The 18,123-nt window shown below is 46.2% G+C and carries 17 protein-coding genes; 7 read left to right on the forward strand and 10 right to left on the reverse strand.

The genetic code is table 11. The features are described 5' to 3' along the window. Positions 1 to 64: 64 nt before the first annotated feature. Positions 65 to 901: a GNAT family N-acetyltransferase gene (locus tag HHL16_RS24355; protein ID WP_240966328.1), complete on the reverse strand. Its 837-nt coding sequence runs from the start codon at positions 899 to 901 to the stop codon at positions 65 to 67. Between the two features lie 218 nt (positions 902 to 1,119). On the opposite strand from HHL16_RS24355, the gene HHL16_RS24360 reads away from it, so the two are divergent. Beyond that, positions 1,120 to 2,484: an SGNH/GDSL hydrolase family protein gene (locus HHL16_RS24360; RefSeq protein WP_169428033.1), complete on the forward strand. Its 1,365-nt coding sequence runs from the start codon at positions 1,120 to 1,122 to the stop codon at positions 2,482 to 2,484. An 84-nt stretch (positions 2,485 to 2,568) separates the two neighbouring features. Here HHL16_RS24360 and HHL16_RS24365 read toward each other — a convergent pair whose 3' ends face one another. Continuing rightward, entirely contained in the window at positions 2,569 to 4,704 is a 2,136-nt protein-coding gene (locus HHL16_RS24365) for a PAS domain-containing hybrid sensor histidine kinase/response regulator (RefSeq protein ID WP_169428035.1), read from the reverse strand. A 79-nt stretch (positions 4,705 to 4,783) separates the two neighbouring features. Here HHL16_RS24365 and HHL16_RS24370 point away from each other — a divergent pair, with 79 nt between their 5' ends. Continuing rightward, positions 4,784 to 5,194: an Hpt domain-containing protein gene (locus HHL16_RS24370; protein WP_169428037.1), complete on the forward strand. Its 411-nt coding sequence runs from the start codon at positions 4,784 to 4,786 to the stop codon at positions 5,192 to 5,194. Next, complete coding sequence (locus HHL16_RS24375; RefSeq protein ID WP_169428039.1) at positions 5,185 to 5,874, forward strand: LytTR family DNA-binding domain-containing protein; 690 nt, start codon at positions 5,185 to 5,187, stop codon at positions 5,872 to 5,874. The genes HHL16_RS24370 and HHL16_RS24375 overlap by 10 nt, the downstream gene beginning before the upstream one ends. 648 nt (positions 5,875 to 6,522) lie before the next feature. On the opposite strand, the gene HHL16_RS24380 is transcribed toward HHL16_RS24375, so the two are convergent. From HHL16_RS24380 to lysA, 4 genes are all read right to left on the reverse strand, one after another. Next, the gene (locus tag HHL16_RS24380; protein ID WP_169428041.1) at positions 6,523 to 7,926 is read right to left on the reverse strand and encodes an MBL fold metallo-hydrolase; all 1,404 of its coding nucleotides are present in this window, start codon (positions 7,924 to 7,926) and stop codon (positions 6,523 to 6,525) included. 22 nt (positions 7,927 to 7,948) lie between these two features. After that, positions 7,949 to 8,449, reverse strand: coding sequence for a thioredoxin family protein (locus tag HHL16_RS24385; protein WP_169428042.1), 501 nt, complete (start codon positions 8,447 to 8,449; stop codon positions 7,949 to 7,951). A gap of 42 nt (positions 8,450 to 8,491) precedes the next feature. Continuing rightward, positions 8,492 to 10,108 (reverse strand): C1 family peptidase, encoded by a 1,617-nt coding sequence (locus HHL16_RS24390; RefSeq protein ID WP_169428044.1) that lies wholly within the window; start codon positions 10,106 to 10,108, stop codon positions 8,492 to 8,494. 527 nt (positions 10,109 to 10,635) lie between these two features. Further along, complete coding sequence (gene lysA / locus HHL16_RS24395; protein ID WP_169428046.1) at positions 10,636 to 11,850, reverse strand: diaminopimelate decarboxylase; 1,215 nt, start codon at positions 11,848 to 11,850, stop codon at positions 10,636 to 10,638. Between the two features lie 256 nt (positions 11,851 to 12,106). On the opposite strand from lysA, the gene HHL16_RS24400 reads away from it, so the two are divergent. Further along, a complete protein-coding gene (locus tag HHL16_RS24400; RefSeq protein ID WP_169428047.1) occupies positions 12,107 to 12,850 on the forward strand; it encodes a hypothetical protein in 744 nt (247 codons plus the stop codon). A gap of 166 nt (positions 12,851 to 13,016) precedes the next feature. Here the strand turns inward: HHL16_RS24400 and scpB are convergent, their stop codons facing one another. Together scpB and atpG are read right to left on the reverse strand one after the other, a co-directional pair. Then, positions 13,017 to 14,114 (reverse strand): SMC-Scp complex subunit ScpB, encoded by a 1,098-nt coding sequence (scpB, locus tag HHL16_RS24405; RefSeq protein WP_169428048.1) that lies wholly within the window; start codon positions 14,112 to 14,114, stop codon positions 13,017 to 13,019. A 39-nt stretch (positions 14,115 to 14,153) separates the two neighbouring features. Further along, positions 14,154 to 15,035, reverse strand: a complete 882-nt coding sequence (atpG, locus tag HHL16_RS24410; protein WP_169428049.1) for an ATP synthase F1 subunit gamma — start codon at positions 15,033 to 15,035, stop codon at positions 14,154 to 14,156. 194 nt (positions 15,036 to 15,229) lie between these two features. Here atpG and surE point away from each other — a divergent pair, with 194 nt between their 5' ends. Genes surE through lpxB form a run of 3 tightly spaced genes read left to right on the forward strand, consistent with a single transcriptional unit; the run spans position 15,230 to position 17,473 of the window. Beyond that, positions 15,230 to 16,018 carry a 5'/3'-nucleotidase SurE gene (gene surE / locus HHL16_RS24415; RefSeq protein ID WP_169428050.1) on the forward strand — a complete coding sequence of 263 codons (789 nt, stop codon included), beginning with the start codon at positions 15,230 to 15,232 and terminating at the stop codon, positions 16,016 to 16,018. Further along, positions 16,003 to 16,311 carry a hypothetical protein gene (locus tag HHL16_RS24420; RefSeq protein WP_169428051.1) on the forward strand — a complete coding sequence of 103 codons (309 nt, stop codon included), beginning with the start codon at positions 16,003 to 16,005 and terminating at the stop codon, positions 16,309 to 16,311. Before surE ends, HHL16_RS24420 begins: the two co-directional genes overlap by 16 nt. 37 nt (positions 16,312 to 16,348) lie before the next feature. After that, positions 16,349 to 17,473: a lipid-A-disaccharide synthase gene (gene lpxB / locus HHL16_RS24425; protein WP_169428052.1), complete on the forward strand. Its 1,125-nt coding sequence runs from the start codon at positions 16,349 to 16,351 to the stop codon at positions 17,471 to 17,473. 10 nt (positions 17,474 to 17,483) lie between these two features. Here lpxB and HHL16_RS24430 read toward each other — a convergent pair whose 3' ends face one another. Beyond that, positions 17,484 to 17,657 (reverse strand): DUF6728 family protein, encoded by a 174-nt coding sequence (locus HHL16_RS24430; protein WP_169428054.1) that lies wholly within the window; start codon positions 17,655 to 17,657, stop codon positions 17,484 to 17,486. A gap of 80 nt (positions 17,658 to 17,737) precedes the next feature. Continuing rightward, entirely contained in the window at positions 17,738 to 18,121 is a 384-nt protein-coding gene (locus tag HHL16_RS24435; RefSeq protein WP_169428056.1) for a group III truncated hemoglobin, read from the reverse strand. Positions 18,122 to 18,123 lie beyond the last annotated feature (2 nt).

Consider the following 18,123-nt stretch of genomic DNA (forward strand, 5'->3'; position numbering starts at 1 on the left):
TTAGCTTCCCGGAATATTAAGTAAAGAAGAGAATCAGGAAAGTTGAAATTTGGGAAAACCGTTTTTATATTACCCTCTTCATCTCAAACTGATTAATAAAATTCACCAGTCCCTGCTTCTTCAAAAACCATGACAGCTCTTCCCCCACCTCATCAACATTATTCATTTGTGCTTTCGCCTGCGGCATTTGTTGCCGCATCTCTGCAAAAAGCTGCGTTGCAATTCCTTTTCTCCGATGATCTTTCGATACCGCCAACTGATAAACCCGATTGTTACCCGGATTGAAAATCACATACCCCACCAGCACATCATCTATATACGCTCCCAATGCTTTAGGCTGTATGATCTCTATGCTTTGATGGGCATTCTGCCAGCTTGGTTCAATATCCCAAAACGATTGAAGCAGAGTCCACGAATAATCCTTCAATGGTCTGATGTCTGCAACTTTTGAATGATCATCAGTTTTGATCTCTCCGGCAAAACACAAAAACTTCCGACAAATCATGAATTCATTCTTCTCATATGCACGAATGGCAGATTGATTGCGCTCAATCACTTCGAGTTTCATCTCATCTACCTGCTGCTGTTTCATTAACGGCAGTAAATATTCATACATCTTCCCAACCAATCCTTGTCCACGAAACTCAGGCAGTACGCCCGTTCCAGCATTATAGACTATTTTGCTTCCATTTATTGCCCGCAATCCATGCATCATGGTCGCAACCATTCTATTCTGCTCAAAAACTCCGGCAGACAATTCCAACTGAATATGCTCCGAAGCCATTTTCAGCTGCAATTGATCCGTATTTAGTTGATATGGCACCACATAATCCGCAAACGCACCATTGATGGCAAGTAACAGATTGCCCGTATCCTGAACTGTAAGATTTCGTATTAGCATAATCAATTCTTGTAACGATGAACACTGTTACGATAATGCTGTAATGTACCTAATTGTTTGCTTGATGAATGTGTTTGTACATGAGCGGGGAATTCAGAAGATGGAGAGACTCGCCTTATTTTTGATGCATAACCAGCACAATAAATTGAATACGGGAGAATATCCATCGGTTTGTACCTTCAGGCATCATTGCATCACAATCCAATAATGCACGCCACATGCACAAACGATCATTTCTTTTATCCGGCATCCTTGCAACCCTGTCCCTGACTGGCTTAGCGCAGCAATCACCTGTATTGTTCCCCGACAAATCAACTGTCTGCTTTGTAGGAAACAGCATCACTCAGAACGGAGAATACATCCACTATATCCGAAGCTACTACGCAACAAGATTTCCTGCGAGACAAGTAAAGATGTTCAACTGCGGCATCTCCGGCGATGTTACCGGAGGCATTCTCGCACGCATGCAGCCAGACATCATGTCGCGCAAACCAGACTATGCCGTAATCATGATCGGCATGAACGACGTTAACCGCCCGCTCTACGACGCCAAATTCAATGGCAACGATAGTGCACAAAAAAAGAAAGCCGAAGCGCTCGCAACTTACAAAGCCAATCTCACCAAAATAGTCTCTTACCTCGTAGAGCATAAGGTAAAAGTGATTCTGCAAAAACCTTCCATCTACGATCAAACCGGCAAACTCGGCACCAACAATCTGTTCGGTGTGAACGATGCACTTAAAACCTGCGCTGGCTACATGCAGGAGCTCGCCACCAAATACAAATTGCCTGTTGTCGACTACTGGACCATCATGACCAACGTAAACAAGGCCATGCAAGCCAAAGACAGCACAGCCACCATCGTAGGAAAGGATCGCGTACACCCAGCATCACCCGGACATTTCACCATGGGTTATCAGTTCCTGCATACCACATTGGGTAAAGTTCCCGCTGTGAGCATCAAACTGGCTCCGGGCGTTAAGAAGCCTGAAGTAACAGGTGCAACTTTTACAGAGTTCAGCTATGGCAGCAATCATATCGGATTTACGTATAAGCCTGCTTTCCTTCCCTACTTTGTGAACCCTGCAGCAGCGTCTGCGTTGGAGTATATTCCTTTTACCAAAGAACTCAATACAGAATTGCTGCAGATCACTCATATGCCCGCAGGAAATTATGCGTTGATGATGAACAATGTAATGGCAGGAGAATTCACTGCGGAGGATTTCAAAAAAGGTATCGATCTCGCATCACTCAATACTCCTGAAACAGAGCAGGCAAAAAAAGTAGTGGAATATTGCGAAGCCATCCGCAAGCATGAATCAGACATGCGCCAGGTACGACATATGGAATACAGAGTGCTATCGAAACTGCCTAACGGAAACATCCCCGACAGCGGCATTGCCATTCTTAAGAGAAAACTTGCAGACACAGCAGTGAAAGGAAACGACCGCATAAACTACGAGCGTTACCTTAAAAACAAAGCTCACGAAACCGGGCTGTACAAAGAGTTTGACGCCATGTATAAAAAACTGTACAGCATCAACAAACCTGAAGCTATCAGGGTAAGAATTCAAAAAATGTAGTGTTGAAAAGATATTGTTATTACTAAGAACACAAATCGGCTGACTTATAAAGAGTCAGCCGATTTGCGTTTAATCCAGTATCAATTATGCGCGGAGAGGCGCTACCAGATACGTGATCTTCGAATGCAGTTCTCCTGGCCTGAAAGGTTTATGAATGAAATCAGTAAATCCTTTCTGCAAAAGATCGGACTGCATATTATCGTACACGGCTGCTGTAAATGCCAGCACCGGAATGGTTTCGTTCATTTTCCGGATCTCTTTGAGGGCTGTTGCTCCATCCATTTCGGGCATCTCCAGATCGATGAGCAACAGATCGTATGATTCGCGCTTGAATTGCTCCACCGCTTCTTTTCCGTTGGTGGCTTCGCTTACATCGATGCCCCATTTGGTGAGAAATCGTTTGGCAATGGAAAGGTTCACCGGATTATCTTCAGCAATCAGCACACGCACTCCCTGCAATGGCTCCAGCTGTCCTGCATTTTCTTCGTGGATATAACGGGGCTTGTTCTCATTCACTTTCAGCTCTACGGTGAAGTGGAAGGCGCTGCCTTTCCCTTCTTCGCTTTCAAGCAGCAGATCACTGTTGAAACGGTTGAGAATTTTTTTGGTGATGGCGAGACCGAGGCCTGTGCCTCCGTATTTGCGGGTGGTGTTTACATCCGCCTGCGTAAAGCTTTCGAAGATCTCTCGGTGTTTGTTTCTCGGAATGCCGATACCGGTATCCATCACAATAAACTGAATGGTTACCTGCGAACTGGTGGAGAACAGCTGCCTTACTGCCAGCGTGATCTTTCCGCTATGCGTAAACTTGATGGCATTGGAAAGCAGGTTGCTCAATACCTGATTAAGACGGGTTTCGTCGGTGATCAGTTCGGTATCGAGTCTTTCGTCTATATCACATTTGAAATCAAGATCACGTGCAATGGCCTGACTGCTGAACTGGGTGCTAAGCTTCTCTATGAATTCTTTCATGTTCACGGGAACGCTTGCCAGCTCCAGCTTTCCTGCTTCCAGCTTGTGATAATCGAGAATATCATTCACCAGCTGCATCATATGCCGCGAGGAGAATTTCAGAATATCGAGATGCGGCTTCTGTGCCGGCAGGTATTCTTCCTGCAGCAGCAGATTGGATGCACCGATGATGCCGTTCAGCGGCGTCCGCAACTCATGACTCATATTGGAGAGGAAACGCGATTTTGTTTTTGCAGCCACTTCCGCAGTCTCCTTGGCTTTCATCAGTTCAAACTCCGTCATCTTCACCTGCGAAACATCGAGGATACTGATCTTGGTATATCGGGTATCCTTGTAAGAGAAAGGCACCACACTCACGTATCCGTGGAATGTACGGCCGGTTTTGCTGGAGAAAGCCAGTTCGCCCTGCCAGTTTTTTGCACCCGATGCCACGGCTTCTTCGATGGATACGAACTGCCTGATATGATCTTCTTCAAACCATTTCTCGATAGTGGTTCCTTCGATCTCTCTTTTTTCGTCCACCTCGAACATTTCAAGCGCCCGCTGATTGCAGCTTGCGATGATATTGGTTTGTGCATAGATGATGAAAACCCCGTCGAGCGAAGTATTGAAGATGGTATCACCGAATTTCTTTTCTTCCATGATAGCACCTTCATTGTCGCGGTTCACACGGAGGATGGCATAAGAAAATACGATGGTAGCACATAAGCTCATCAGCAGATTGCTGCTGTACAGCCGCGAGTATAAAGCTTCGTTGATGTTCTGAATATTGTTCATGTAGGGCGCCACTTTTAGGCAGACCAACGAACTGAGAATGGTAATTGCATATACCAGCAACAATTCCCGCGCATGCCTTCGCATGTTCACCACAAATGTGAGGGCAAGAAAATAAGGGAAATACAACAGGTATTCGCCCGCGCGCAATCCTTCGAGGTAACTGATGAGGATCAGGTACAGATTCACATTCACAATGGCGATGATGCGGCCGGTTTCGATTTTTCTTTTAGATCCGAAATAAAAGGCCAGCAAAAAGAAATAGGCGGATGTGATATTAACGAGCGCGCTGATATATAGCTTATGGTAGAAGTAGGAGATTACGGAGTAAGAGTTCACCATCAGTGCAAGCATGATGAACTGATTGAAGCGGATGGTTTTCTTTCGCTGGTCTTTCGACACCCCATCCTGCACTCCCGAATAGACAATATCACGGTAAATTGACCATCCGAGATATAATAATTTCTGCTTCATACAGTTATTTAAATAGGCTATCGGATTACTTTTACTGCGAATCCTGAGTATAACGCAAAAATTTACAAACTATTTTCTTATGATTCAGCCGGGCCCAGGCAAAAATTTTGAATTCAGTGAAAAAATCGATGCCGATTATCTCTTCAGTTTATATGCAGATGATTATCCATACATAGAAGAGGTGTTTTCCATCACCTTAACTCATTTCGATGCCGATCTGGATACCCTTCGTTATGCATGGGCCTCCGGCAATATATCTGAATTAAAAAAAGCAGCCCATAAAATGAAGCCTGCCATGGGTTTTGCAGGGCTCACCCATTCCCAGCAACGCTGCCAGGATTTTGAAGAAGCCTGCCATCGCACCACTTCAGTTGCAGCACTTGAGGAGAATTATCAGCAACTTATTACTACTTTAGCCGAAAGCAAATTACTCATCGCCGCTGAGTATGAACGATTGAAAGCCCATAACAAACTCCCTTTATGCCCTTAACCTGTGTTATTGTCGAAGATCTCCAGGTAGCCGCTGATTATCTCACCAGATGTTGCGAAAAAAGCGGACTGGTAACCGTGCAGGCACATTATACCAACGTGGCCGAAGCGCTCGAATACCTGAATAAACAGGCCATCGACCTATTGTTTCTCGACGTTGAAATGCCCGGCGCTACCGGGTTTGAGCTGCTCGACCAGCTGGCCTATCATCCCAAAGTGATTCTCACCACTTCCAAATCGGAATATGCCTATAATGCTTTCGAGTACAATGTAACTGACTTTCTCAAAAAGCCATTCACTTACCAGCGCTTTCTCGATGCAGTGCATAAACTTAACACTGCCACGGAAACCATTGCCACTCCCAATCACAACGATCATATCTTCATCAAGAGCGATGGCAAACTGGTGAGACTGAAAAACGATGATATTCTGTTCATGGAAAGCATGGGCGATTATGTGAAGTTTGTTACCAACGACAAGAAATACGTGACCCACAATACCATCAAACACCTCGAAGAGAAGATCAACAAACAGTATTTCATTAAAGTACATCGCTCGTATATCATTAATATCACCAAAATCGATGATATCCGCGAGAACGATCTTTTCATCAAAGGATTTGAGATTCCTATCAGCAAAGCCCATCGTGCGGAGGTGATCAAACGGCTCAACATTATCTGATGATGATAGTTTTTGGGCAGTTCATCGGTTAAATAAGTCGTTTAGACGAAGAAAAGCGCTCAAACAACTAATATATTTTCTGTTTGAACACCCTTTTTTAATCTTTGTAATGTCAAGAACGAATAACAAGCTAACTAATTCATTATAAAGATATTATTTGTGACGGTTATCTCTAATACACCCTCCCGGACAGAGGACAAATGAAATCCGTACAGTATGAAAACTCATGAGTAACAGATCGATTACCCTACTCATAAAAGCTTAGGATTTCATTCAAGGGGGCTGACCAATGGTCTGCCCCTTTTTCATTTGTAATTATTTGTTTCTTTTTATATAAGAAAGATTCTGCATCTTTGAATGATCAGACCCAATTTGTACTTACCGGTTTCACGGAGCCACTCTACAATCATTTTCTCCGAAATCCAATTCACTGAAGAACTTTCGATAGCACATCTCCTCGGAGAAAAACCAACGCAATATCCATCGAAGAATCTACGGTATATCCCGTATCTGAAAGGCCCGTTATATCCACATCCCTATTGATTTTCTCTGTTATTCGTTTGATTACCCATGGTAAAGAATTAAAAAGCTGCCCCGTGAGGCAGCTTTTTTATGAAGTTTCATCGATGTTGAAGGAATGATGATCGGTTATCCAAGTCCGATTTCAAAATGCCGTTCAGGGATTTCGATATCGAGGAATCCTTTTTTCAGCAATCGCTGACGGAACTGCACCTGCACATCGTACTCCCCATGCACAAGGAATAATTTCTGCACTTTGCGGGGGTCCTGACCGGCCAGGAACTGGCTCAGATCTTCATAATCCCCGTGTGCACTCATGCTTCGGATAGCTCCGATCTCTGCATGCACTTCGTGCTCTACTCCGTAGATGCGCACTTCTTTCACACCTGCCATCAGTCTGCCTCCGAGTGAATGCGGCTCGCAATAACCCGTCATCAGAATGGTATTGCGGCTGTTCTCGATATTGTTGCTGATATGGTGCTTCACTCTTCCTGCATCGGCCATTCCGCTGGCGGAGATGATTACGCAGGGTTCGTTGCGGTAGTTGAGCAGCTTCGATTCGTCCACCGTTTTGATATACTTGAGCCCTTTGAATGAAAAAGGATCATTGTCTGTCTGCAACAGTTTCTGAATGGATTTATTGAAGTACTGCGGATACTTTTTCAGCAGCTCCGTTGCTTCGATGCTCAATGGACTGTCTACAAAATAATCCAGCGGCGGAAGCCTGCCTTCCAGTTCGAGCTGATTCAATGCAAACAGCAGCTCCTGCGTGCGGCCCACACTGAATGCAGGCATAATGAGCTTGCCTTTCTTTTGAAGACAGGTGCGCTCTATCCATTGCAGCAGCATATCAGGAGTGGTTACATGCATATCGTGCAGGCTGTTGCCGTAGGTAGATTCCAGCAGAATAAAGTCTGCCTGATCGAATGGCGCGGGCGACCGGAGTATTACATCGCGGTACCGGCCCACGTCTCCGCTGAAAGTGAGGCGGGTGGTTTTTCCGTCTTCGGTAATACGGAGATGAACGGCTGCCGATCCGATGATATGCCCGGCATCGGTATAGAGCAGTTCAACATTATCGTCTATGCGAAACCAGTTATCGTATTCAACGGATTTGAAATTGGTCAACGCAGCCAGTGCATCTTCTTTGGTGTACAATGGCTTTAGGTAGGGCAATCCTTCCGCAGCGCGACGTTTGTTGAGGAACTTGGTTTCATCTTCCTGAATCTCGCCGGAGTCTTCGAGCAGAATAGCTGTGAGCTCTTTAGTGGCGGGAGTGCAGTAGATCTTTCCTTCAAACCCGTCTTTCACCAGTTTGGGTATTAATCCGCTGTGATCGATATGGGCGTGGGAGAGTATGAGTACATCCACTTCGCGGGGCTCAAATCCCCATTCTCTGTTCATCGAATCCGTATCGCGGCCCATTCCCTGGAACATGCCGCAATCGAGTAAATACTTCCTTCCGTTTTTTAGTGTAAGCAGGTGTTTGGAACCTGTTACTGTTCTTGCCGCTCCGTGAAATGCGATCTTCATTGAGTTCCGGTTTAATGTACAGTTACCATTTTTTGTATTGCTCTGCTTCCAGCGCTTTGGGACTCCAGTTTTCAAAGAATGTCATTACACTCTTTTTGCTGTAGCCTTTCCCTTGTTCGAGCAGTCCTGAATCCTGTGTATGCAGGCGGTTGCCATTGGCATCCAAAACGAGGAATACAGGGAAGCCGAAACGTTGAGGGAATCCGTATTGAGCGAGGATCTTTTCGTTCTTGTTCTCTTTGCTGTAATTGAGGTGATACACCACATAATTGGCTTTCACCAGTGAATCGATCTGATGATCCTGTGTAGAGAATTCATTGAAACGGGCACACCAGATGCACCAGTTTCCGCCGATCTGAACAAATACATGCTTGCCTGCAGCCTTTGCATCTTTGATGGCTTTGGCCAGGCCTGCTTCAGCATTCTCGGTAGGGTTGTACAATTTGAAATTCGCCATATCCTGTGCACTGGCAGCGAAAGCCAGGCAGGAAATAAACAGGGTTAACAAAATGCTCTTCTTCATAATGATGCGCGTATTTAGTTCTTTAAAGGTAAGTAATTGAGATTATCTCTTGGTAATCTCAACAATCGCAGCCACCACCTGGTTCTGTGACGGAGCCGTTGTGAACTGCATTGTGCCTTTTCCGGTGCTTTGGAAACGCACATTGCTTACCTGTTTGCCGGCGAATGCAGCATTTACACGGCTGGCATAATCCGATGCAGGGTTGCTGCTGATCTTGCGATTGGTTTCGTACCAGTCGATCGGTTCGCGGCTAACTACTACGGCCATTACATCGCGTGTGCCGATGCTGTCGGGCGTCATGCTTTTATCGTGCGGGAATACGCGTGTTCCGGTGATTCCGCAGAAAGGAGAATATTTTGTTTTGGTAGCGTCGTTTGCATTCGGATAGGGGAAGAGCGTGTAACTGGTACCGTCGGTTTCTTTTCCGAAAACGTAGATGTAACATTCTGTGGAATTCTTCACTTCCATTTTGAAACGGCTGCCGATTGCAAGTGGACTAACGGTTTCAAACACGTTATTTGATATGCTTCGGAGCGGTGCATAACTTCCTGCCACCATCTTATTTCCCTGCTGGGTAACCTGCACCAGTCCTACTTCGCAGGTAAATGCGGCAGTGGCAGCAGCGCCGGTCTTAGGCATGGGTTCGAGGCCATATGCTTCGCGAACGAAATATTTGAAATGATTGTAGCGAACCCATCCGAAACCATTGCGGCCCCATTCGGGTCCCCAGCTGTTCATGATGAGGAAAGCTCCACCGAATTTGCTGTCGTCGTAACCAACTACGCACATGGCGTGGCCGCCGAATCCGCTCATCTGATCGTCACCGGCCTGGGGTTGCCATACTTCCTGTCCCATCATGCCCTGCATAAAGCTTGGGCCTACCATCATCCCGATCACTACCGGTGCGCCCTGCGCGAGATTCTCTTTGATGGCACGCAGATCGATGGCATCGTTACGGTCGCCAAGCGAGAGGCGGTTGAATCCGCGCATTTTGAATGCACCTGCATCACGGATCAGGCTTTGGTCTGGCTGACGCGAGCAATCGCGATCGGTGTAAGGAAATTTATCGTAAGGCACGGAGCCCTGTTTGGTCATGTATTCCATGGCGCGAAGGATGTAAGAGCCCTGGCATCCGTCGAGGCCGATCTGATTGTAGAGGAAAGCCGGACTGAATTTGGTGGCTTCACCCTGTTGCCCGCTGCGCGACGCTTCGAGAATGGTCCGTGCCGCATAAGCGCTGCTCCATGCAACACAGCTTCCCTGTTCGCCCTGATTGCCCACCGCAGGTGCGTAGGCCATGAGATTAGCTTTTTCGGGAATCGGGTTTTTAGTGTTGTCGTCTGCCAGCGGCTCGTAGATATTGGCCCGCTCAAATTGTTTGGGATCGAGGAAACCGCCACGGGCGAGACCTCCGAGATCGGATAGGTTGCCCATATTGCAACCGCCCCCACCCCTGCCGAACAGGAAGTAAGCGCCTGCGCCGATAATCAGCAGAAAAATGATCCCCTTGCCCCGGAATAATCCCAATAATAAAGGAAGGAGGTTAAAGAGACCACCGCCTCCACCACCACCGGGGAAATTACTATTGCCTCCGCCCCCACCACCGTCATTATTGCTTTCCTGAGGGTCCTGCGGGTCGTCAACCATGCGAATAGGCATAACAAATGTTTTGGTTATGAATTAAAAGTAACAAGAATTCGAGTATTTGAAAATGAAAAAATAGGGAGGATGGATGCCTGAACGGGAAGGAGAGCTAATGCTGAACATTTTGCAACAGGCACAAAAAAAGAGCTGCACCAAACCCAAGTGCAGCTCCAGTTGAAAACCCAGCAGTAAAGATCGTTGTAAAACCTATAGCAATCGGATATACGGTAATTGTAAACGCCCGGATTTAAAAAAAGCAATCTGTAAAAAGAAAAGATTTTGGTCGGAAGGAAGTAAGTTTTTTCCCTGAAAAAATGCACGTGAATTTACTGCCCGAATCCGCTCAGAATCAGCGGCGACAACAGCAATGGCACAACTGAAGCACATTCATTAATTGTACTTCGATACGTTATTCAAGGAATTCACCTATGCATTTCCGGGAGAAAATGTATGCTTACGGAATAGTGTAGGCGCTTTGAAGATTTGGGGGATGATGTATCACCTCATTCAGCTTCTGATCAGATATGCTATGCGCTTAATGTTTACAGCACTTCGATCTGATTGCGCAGCAGGTCCTCGAACTGATCGCGTTTTCTGATCAGGTGTGCCTTTCCATCGAGTACCAGCACTTCAGCAGGCTTGTATCTTGAGTTGAAATTGGAAGACATTTCGAAGCCATATGCACCGGCATTGTAGAATGCGAGGAAATCCCCTTCGCGCACTTCATTCAGTGGCCGGTCCCAGGCGAATGTATCCGTTTCGCAGATATTGCCGACAACTGCATACTTCTTTTCAGCACCTTCCGGGTTACTGATATTCACTATATGATGGTAGGAATCGTAGAACATCGGGCGGATGAGGTGATTGAATCCGCTGTTCACACTTACGAAAGTAGTGCTGGCAGTTTCTTTCATCACATTCACCTGCGTTATGAGATATCCGCATTCGCTTACGAGGAACTTGCCAGGCTCGAACCATACCTGAAGCGGCTTTCCGCCCGGAATGGCGTGCTCAGCAAACGACTCGTTCACTTTTTCTGCCAGCAGATCGATATCGGTGGAAACATCCCCGTCTTTATACGGCACTTTGAATCCGCCGCCAAGATCGATGAATTCGAGATGTTTGAAATGAGGGATGAGTCCAAACAGCACTTCAATGCCTTTCACAAATACTTCCACATCTTTGATCTCACTGCCCGTATGGATATGCAGATCGCTGATACGGATATTGTATTTGCTTACTAATTCGAGTATCCGGTCGATCTGATCAACGGGAATACCGAACTTGCTTTTATCGTGACCTGTTGAGATCTTGAGATTACCTCCTGCCATGATATTCGGGCGGAGACGAAGCCCTACCGGATAGCTATGGCCATACTTTACTCCGAATTTTTCGAGATTGCTGAGACTGTCTACATTGATGATCACCCCCAGTTCAACCGCTTCTTCGATCTCCGAAAATGCAATGCCATTGGAGGTATACAAAATTCTGGACGATGGGAAACCTGCATGCAATGCCAGTTTCACTTCGTTGATGGAACTACAGTCTACATTCGCTCCTATGGAACATATATACTTCAGGATATTGATATTGGTGAGCGCCTTGCAGGCATAGAAAAAAACCGTGTTGCTGTTGCGGAAAGCTGTGGTCAGTTTCGCGTATTGCTCTTTGATCTTCTCTGCATGGTAAACGTAGAGAGGAGTGCCAAATTCAGTAGCCAGTTGAGCCAGGTAACCATTGGATAGATGCTGTGACATAGTCTGCGAATATACGAAAGATGCGATTTAACAACTGTTAGCAAAGGGACAGGATCGGATATTTCATTTACGGGTCGGTTTGGGTATCCGCCAATGTCAGCAACATTTCAATAACCGACCAAAATTGCACACCTATCTTCAGATATTACACAGTTACCACTTTTGTAAAAGCATTAACGATGAACTTATCGGAATGCCGTGCCTGATATTATATTTTTGAGCCGGGTCAAATGAAATCCCTTGACCGTTACCTTGTATGAAAAATTTTTACTTCCCGATGCTGACGGCTGCCATGATACTCGTACTGGGCAGTTGTTCCAAAAAAGACAAGACAGAACCACCTCCTACACATACTAAACTGGCTGTTCGGATCTCGCATGATGTGAATCAGGAAAACACTCCTGCCATACAAATGAAAATTGATGTGAGTTACCTGGAAAATGGCACCAGTAAAGTAGAAACTGCTTATACCAATCTGCAGGGATTTGCCTACCTAAATCTGCCTGTGAAGACAATTGCGGATATTAAGGTATCCACCCCTCTTGGGTTACTGATCTATGATTGGAAAATCGGTCCTTTTGAAGTAAAGGATACAACAAAAAATCTCCTTTTACCTGTAAATCAATTTTCGATAGAAGAGCGAAAGCCTGATCAATTCCTGTCTCTAAGGATAGGTGGTGTAAATTACATCATTACGGATATAACGGATGAAATGGGCTCGGGTGCCAGTTCTCCGGCTCCTAATAAATATTACTATGCTTCCAGAATGGGAGAATATTTCAAATTTCAAATGTGGGGGCCAAAAGAAGGCCGCTGGCAAACAGAATTATATGCTACCCGTTTTAACTGGTTTAAAGCATCGCTGCCGGCACAGGATATTGTGGATGATGGTCAATATTTAACAGGAAACTTTACAATGGCTATGGACCATTTCGAGTGGCCATGGAATGATAAACTGCCAGATAACAAAATACAGGTCAAATTCAGATTCAAAAAATAAGACCTTTTCCAAAAGGCCACAGATCAGTGTTTCTGTTTATCTGTTTAATTGGATCAACATATTCAGATATATAAAAAGAACAGGGTATCGCCGGAAGGTGATACCCTGTTCTTTTTATGTAAAGCGCAATGGCGCTTTGTTCTTTTAGCCTGGAAGAAGTAGCAATTTATTTGGGCCTGCTGTTTTCGTCTTCTTCTTCATTGTCGTCGTTCTGGTCGTTGTCGTTGCTGTCGTCCCAGTCTTCGTCTTCTTTCTCTTCGCCGTCTTCGCTATCATCTACTTCGCCTTCCTCAGCATCTTCGTCGTCTCCGTCTTCATCTTCTTCTTCACCGTCTTCATCAGCGCTATCACCATCATCTTCTTCATCATCTCCATCCTCTTCTTCTTCCTCAGTTTCTTCGTCCTCTTCTCCGTCTTCGTCTACTTCTTCTTCTCCCTCTTCTTCATCATTTCCTTCTTCTTCACCATCCTCAGAGTCTTCTGCTTCTTCAGATTCAGTATCGTTGCTTTCGATCTCTTCGTGTATGGCTCCTTCTTCAGTTGCTTCTTCTTCACCTGCCTGCTCTATCAGCACGCCATCTTCATCAACAATCAGGTTCTTGTCTTCTTCCACTGCATCTACATCTGTTCCCAGTGCAGGCAGCACTTCTCCATTGGCTATTCCTTCGGCAGCGCTTTGTTCCAGTGCGCTTACTACAGAGGCGTCTACCATGGCTTCGTCGAACACTTCTTTGAGCTTCGGCAGATCTTCCGGAGAATTGATTCCGAAATAATCCATGAAGTTCTTGGAAGTCGCATATACGAGCGGGTGACCGGGCAATTGTTCGTTGCGGCCGGTGATCACTACCAGTTCTTTTTCGAGGAGTTTCTGAATGGCATAGTCGCTGCTCACCCCGCGAATGGCTTCGATCTCGGCCTTGGTAACGGGTTGTTTGTAGGCAACGATGGCCAGGGTTTCCAGTGCGGCTGAGCTCAGACGCTTCAGGAATTTATCGCCATTGAGCTGGGCAACGGTTTTGTGATAATCTCTTTTGGTGAGAAACTGCCAACCACCTCCGCTCTCGCGCACTTCAAAAGGATAGAACTCCGATCTGTATTTTTCAATAATGCCTTCCAGCGCAGATTCTACCTGGTCAAGCACGATCTTATCTTCCATAAAACCGAACGCATTGTTGATCAGTTCGGTGATCTCCAATGCGGTCAAAGGCTTTTCACTGGCAAAGATCAGTGACTCAATATGTGGTATGAGGTTTCCGATTTCCATGCAATAGTTTGGCAGATTTAATTAGGTGAAGCCCAACTACTATCCCTGCAGGGCTGCTGCACCACTCACGATCTCTGTAAGCTCGGTAGTGATAGCTGCCTGACGTGCACGGTTGTAGCTGATCTTGAGGCTGCGCAACATCTCGTTGGCATTCTCGGTAGCTTTATCCATCGCAGTCATACGGGCTCCATGCTCTGAAGCATTTGCATCCAGTACGGCTTTGAACAGTTGTGTGTTCAGGATCTTCGGCATCAGTTCAGCAATCAGCTGTTCTTTTGCTGGTTCGAAGATGAAGTCGCTCTTTTTAGCGCCTTCCTTATTTTCCACTTTAGGAATAGGGAGAAAACGTTCTGTAGAGAAACGCTGTGTAGCAGCATTCTTGAATTCGCTGTAAACAATTTCAACCACATCGAATTCTTTTGCTTCGAAGGCTTTTACTGCAGCCTGTGCACACTGCTGTACACTTTCGAAATTGAGGTGGAGGAAAATATCTTTATAGGTATCGCTTGTATTGAATTTGTTCTTCGAAAAATGCTCATATCCTTTTTTACCGATGCTCCAGATCTGCACATTTCCTTTGGCATCCTGAGCAGCGTATTGTTCGCGGATAGTCTGCTTAGCTCTTTTAATTACGTTGGCATTGTACGCGCCACAGAGGCCACGGTCGCTGGTGATCACAATCAGCAACACTTTCTCAACAGGTCTTTCAACTGCCAGGCTTCCACCGAGATCGCCTTCAGAGCTGCTCACGATATTGCTCAGCACTTCCTGCAACTTGCGGCTGTAAGGGCGCATCTGAACAATCGCATCCTGTGCCTTTCTCAGTTTGGCCGCACTCACCATCTTCATTGCCTTGGTGATCTGCTGTGTGTTTTGAACCGATTTGATCCTGTTACGAACTTCTTTTAATTGACCTGCCATGTTTTGCGTTTAAATATCTAAGGCTCAGAGCGTAAGATAGTATCTTCATTTGACCGCACAAAGCCTGGGATGTGAAACCTTAAAAATCGGCTGCAAAGGTATGCGAAAGGCTTGAAAATTCCATCCGGCCAACGAAAAATCCGCCATTGTGGATAGTTTTCGGATACCGCTCAATTGCTTTATTTTTGTTGGGCATGAGTAAAAAAGCAGAACAGGATCAACCTGTGATCCTGATAACCAATGATGATGGCATTACAGCGCCCGGTATCCGCAACCTGGTGGAAGCGGTGAAAGATCTCGGAAAAATTGTGGTGGTGGCTCCGGACAAGCCGCAAAGCGGTATGGGTCATGCCATTACCATCGGCCATCCCCTGCGCCTCCAGCACATGAATATTTTCGAGGGAGTGGAAGCCTGGCAGTGCTCCGGCACTCCGGTGGACTGTGTGAAACTCGCTGTGGATAAGATTCTCCATCGAAAACCCGATCTCTGCCTCAGCGGCATCAACCACGGAGCCAATCACTCCATCAATGTGATCTATTCCGGAACCATGTCAGCCGCCGTGGAAGCCGCCATCGAAAGCATCCCCTCCGTGGGATTCTCCCTGCTCGATTACAGCATCGAGGCCGACTTCACCGCAGCCCGCCAGTACGTGCATACCATCGTTTCGAGCCTGCTGGAGAATACCCTCGACCGGCACATGATCCTCAACGTGAACATTCCGGCCCTCCCGCCCGAACTCATCAAAGGTTTGAAAGTCTGTCGCCAGGCCTATGCCAAATACGAAGAAGACTTCCTCGAAAGAAACGACCCGCACGGCAAAAAATACTACTGGCTCACCGGCCAGTTCCAGAACATGGACGAAGGAACGGATACCGACGTATGGGCACTTGAAAATAATTATGTAAGTGTAGTACCCGTACAATTTGACCTTACGAATTACGTTCTAAAGGACAAATTGGAAAAAATGTGGAAACAATCCTGATGTTTAAAAAAGACAATCTCCGACTCGGACTGGTACTCGGCCTCATTGCGCCCCTGCTCAGTCTTACTGTTTACTATTTCGTGAAATTTTCGGATTTCGGCATAGGTGAATTCTTCAGCTATATCGGCTACAATAAAATGCAGATCACTGCCATTGTAGTGCCCTGCCTTATTCTGAACATCGTTTTGTTTACGGTATACATCAATACGCATCGCGACAAAACCGCCAAGGGAATTTTCGCCATCACACTGGTATATGCCATCATTGCACTGCTGCTGAAGTTTTTGTTGTAAAGAATCCCGCATCTTTGCAACTTAAATTGTTTCCCGCATGCGATATTATTTCATTGCCGGAGAAGCCTCCGGCGACCTGCATGGCTCCAATCTCATCAAAGAACTTAAAAAGCTCGACCATTCAGCAACCATCCGTTGCTGGGGAGGCGATCTTATGCAGCAGGCCGGCGCAGAACTGGTGAAACACTATCGCGATCTCGCTTTCATGGGATTTATCGAAGTGGTGCGCAATCTCGGCACCATCATGGCCAACCTTAAATTCTGCAAAGAAGATATTCTGCAGTTCAGGCCAGATGCCATTGTGCTGATCGACTATCCCGGATTCAATCTCCGCATAGCCGAATGGGCCAAAAAACAAGGCATCAAAGTGATCTACTATATCTCTCCGCAGGTATGGGCATGGAAAGAAAACCGCGTGAAGAAGATGAAAGTGAATATCGACGAAATGCTGGTTATCCTTCCTTTCGAAAAAGATTACTACCACAATAAATGGAACTGGGATGTAGATTATGTAGGCCATCCGCTGGTTGAAGTAGTGGATAGCTACCAGCAGGGAAATACACCTCCGGCCATTGCTGATACCACCAAACCCATCATCGCCGTGCTGCCTGGCAGCAGAAAGCAGGAGATTCTGAAGAAGCTGCCCATCATGCTCGAAGTGGCCCGCGAATTCCCCGATCATCTTTTTGTAGTGGCCAAGGCGCCGGGGCAGGAAGATGCTTTCTATGAACCGCTCCTCGCGCCCTATCCCAATGTGAGTGCGGTACGCGGACAAACCTATGCCCTGCTGCTGCAATCCAGCGCAGCCATGGTTACCTCCGGAACTGCCACCCTCGAAACTGCTCTCTTCGGCGTACCCGAAGTGGTTTGCTATAAAGGGAACAGCATCTCTTATCAGATCGCGAAGCGATTGATAAAAGTGAAGTACATCTCTCTCGTAAACCTCATCATGGATAAACTGGTAGTGAAGGAACTGATTCAGCACGATCTCACTCCCGCCAATCTGGTGCAGGAACTCAAACAATTATTGTACGACGATACCCGCCGTCAGCAACTCAAAACAGATTACACTGCATTAAGGAACCTGCTGAGTAAGGGTGGCCATGCCTCTGCGCAGGCCGCGAAGAAAACATATGATTTTGTAAAAGGATCAGGGAAATAGCAGCAGCGTCTTACTTGCCGGCTTTTGAAATCAGCTTGATGATCATGATAATAATCGCAATTACAAACATGATCAAAGACAAGCGGTTGATGCCGTGCATCATTTTCAGAGAAAATGTTTTTGGAGCATTCGGATCACGCTTCTTAATGTAGAGGTACTCGGCAAATTGTTTCCAGATTCCCATGATATGGTGGTTTCGAGGCAAAGTTAACCCAATCACAGGATTCGGAAGAACAGAACTTGTGCAACTGATCGCAGGAGGGTTCATTTGCCGTAACCCGCGAGCTTCAGCTGCATCACAGTGGCAATCGATACCGCCCGTTGTTCGGCCAGTTCGGCTTTATCACCCTCGAACAACTCACGCACTGTTTCTACAAACAATGTCTTCCATCGCTCGAAATGTTCCGGCTTCAGCGGAATACGCTCATTCAGCTGGCGGTGCACAAACATGGGATTGCCTTCATAGGCCTGCGTGTTGAAAAGAATGTCTTCCCAGAATCGGTACATCGTAGGAAGATGCTGGTCCCATTGATCGCCGATCACTTCATTGAATATCGGCCCTATCAGTTCATCTTTTCTGGCTTTATCGTAAAAAGAATCTACCAGTAACACTACGGTATCGTGGCCGGAAATGGGTTGTTTTATCATAT

The organism is Pseudoflavitalea sp. G-6-1-2 (genome assembly GCF_012927185.1).
GTDB lineage: Bacteria > Bacteroidota > Bacteroidia > Chitinophagales > Chitinophagaceae > Pseudobacter.

What these genes read in the sequence shown, in the direction of transcription:
- HHL16_RS24370 (WP_169428037.1), top strand. Translation starts at nt 4,784, where the DNA reads ATGATTCAGCCGGGCCCAGGCAAAAATTTTGAATTCAGTGAAAAAATC.
- HHL16_RS24430 (WP_169428054.1), bottom strand. Translation starts at nt 17,657, where the DNA reads ATGGGAATCTGGAAACAATTTGCCGAGTACCTCTACATTAAGAAGCGT.
- HHL16_RS24355 (WP_240966328.1), bottom strand. Translation starts at nt 901, where the DNA reads ATGCTAATACGAAATCTTACAGTTCAGGATACGGGCAATCTGTTACTT.
- HHL16_RS24360 (WP_169428033.1), top strand. Translation starts at nt 1,120, where the DNA reads ATGCACAAACGATCATTTCTTTTATCCGGCATCCTTGCAACCCTGTCC.
- HHL16_RS24365 (WP_169428035.1), bottom strand. Translation starts at nt 4,704, where the DNA reads ATGAAGCAGAAATTATTATATCTCGGATGGTCAATTTACCGTGATATT.
- HHL16_RS24435 (WP_169428056.1), bottom strand. Translation starts at nt 18,121, where the DNA reads ATGATAAAACAACCCATTTCCGGCCACGATACCGTAGTGTTACTGGTA.
- scpB (WP_169428048.1), bottom strand. Translation starts at nt 14,114, where the DNA reads ATGGAAATCGGAAACCTCATACCACATATTGAGTCACTGATCTTTGCC.
- HHL16_RS24375 (WP_169428039.1), top strand. Translation starts at nt 5,185, where the DNA reads ATGCCCTTAACCTGTGTTATTGTCGAAGATCTCCAGGTAGCCGCTGAT.
- HHL16_RS24390 (WP_169428044.1), bottom strand. Translation starts at nt 10,108, where the DNA reads ATGCCTATTCGCATGGTTGACGACCCGCAGGACCCTCAGGAAAGCAAT.
- surE (WP_169428050.1), top strand. Translation starts at nt 15,230, where the DNA reads ATGAGTAAAAAAGCAGAACAGGATCAACCTGTGATCCTGATAACCAAT.
- HHL16_RS24400 (WP_169428047.1), top strand. Translation starts at nt 12,107, where the DNA reads ATGAAAAATTTTTACTTCCCGATGCTGACGGCTGCCATGATACTCGTA.
- HHL16_RS24380 (WP_169428041.1), bottom strand. Translation starts at nt 7,926, where the DNA reads ATGAAGATCGCATTTCACGGAGCGGCAAGAACAGTAACAGGTTCCAAA.
- atpG (WP_169428049.1), bottom strand. Translation starts at nt 15,035, where the DNA reads ATGGCAGGTCAATTAAAAGAAGTTCGTAACAGGATCAAATCGGTTCAA.
- lysA (WP_169428046.1), bottom strand. Translation starts at nt 11,850, where the DNA reads ATGTCACAGCATCTATCCAATGGTTACCTGGCTCAACTGGCTACTGAA.
- HHL16_RS24385 (WP_169428042.1), bottom strand. Translation starts at nt 8,449, where the DNA reads ATGAAGAAGAGCATTTTGTTAACCCTGTTTATTTCCTGCCTGGCTTTC.
- lpxB (WP_169428052.1), top strand. Translation starts at nt 16,349, where the DNA reads ATGCGATATTATTTCATTGCCGGAGAAGCCTCCGGCGACCTGCATGGC.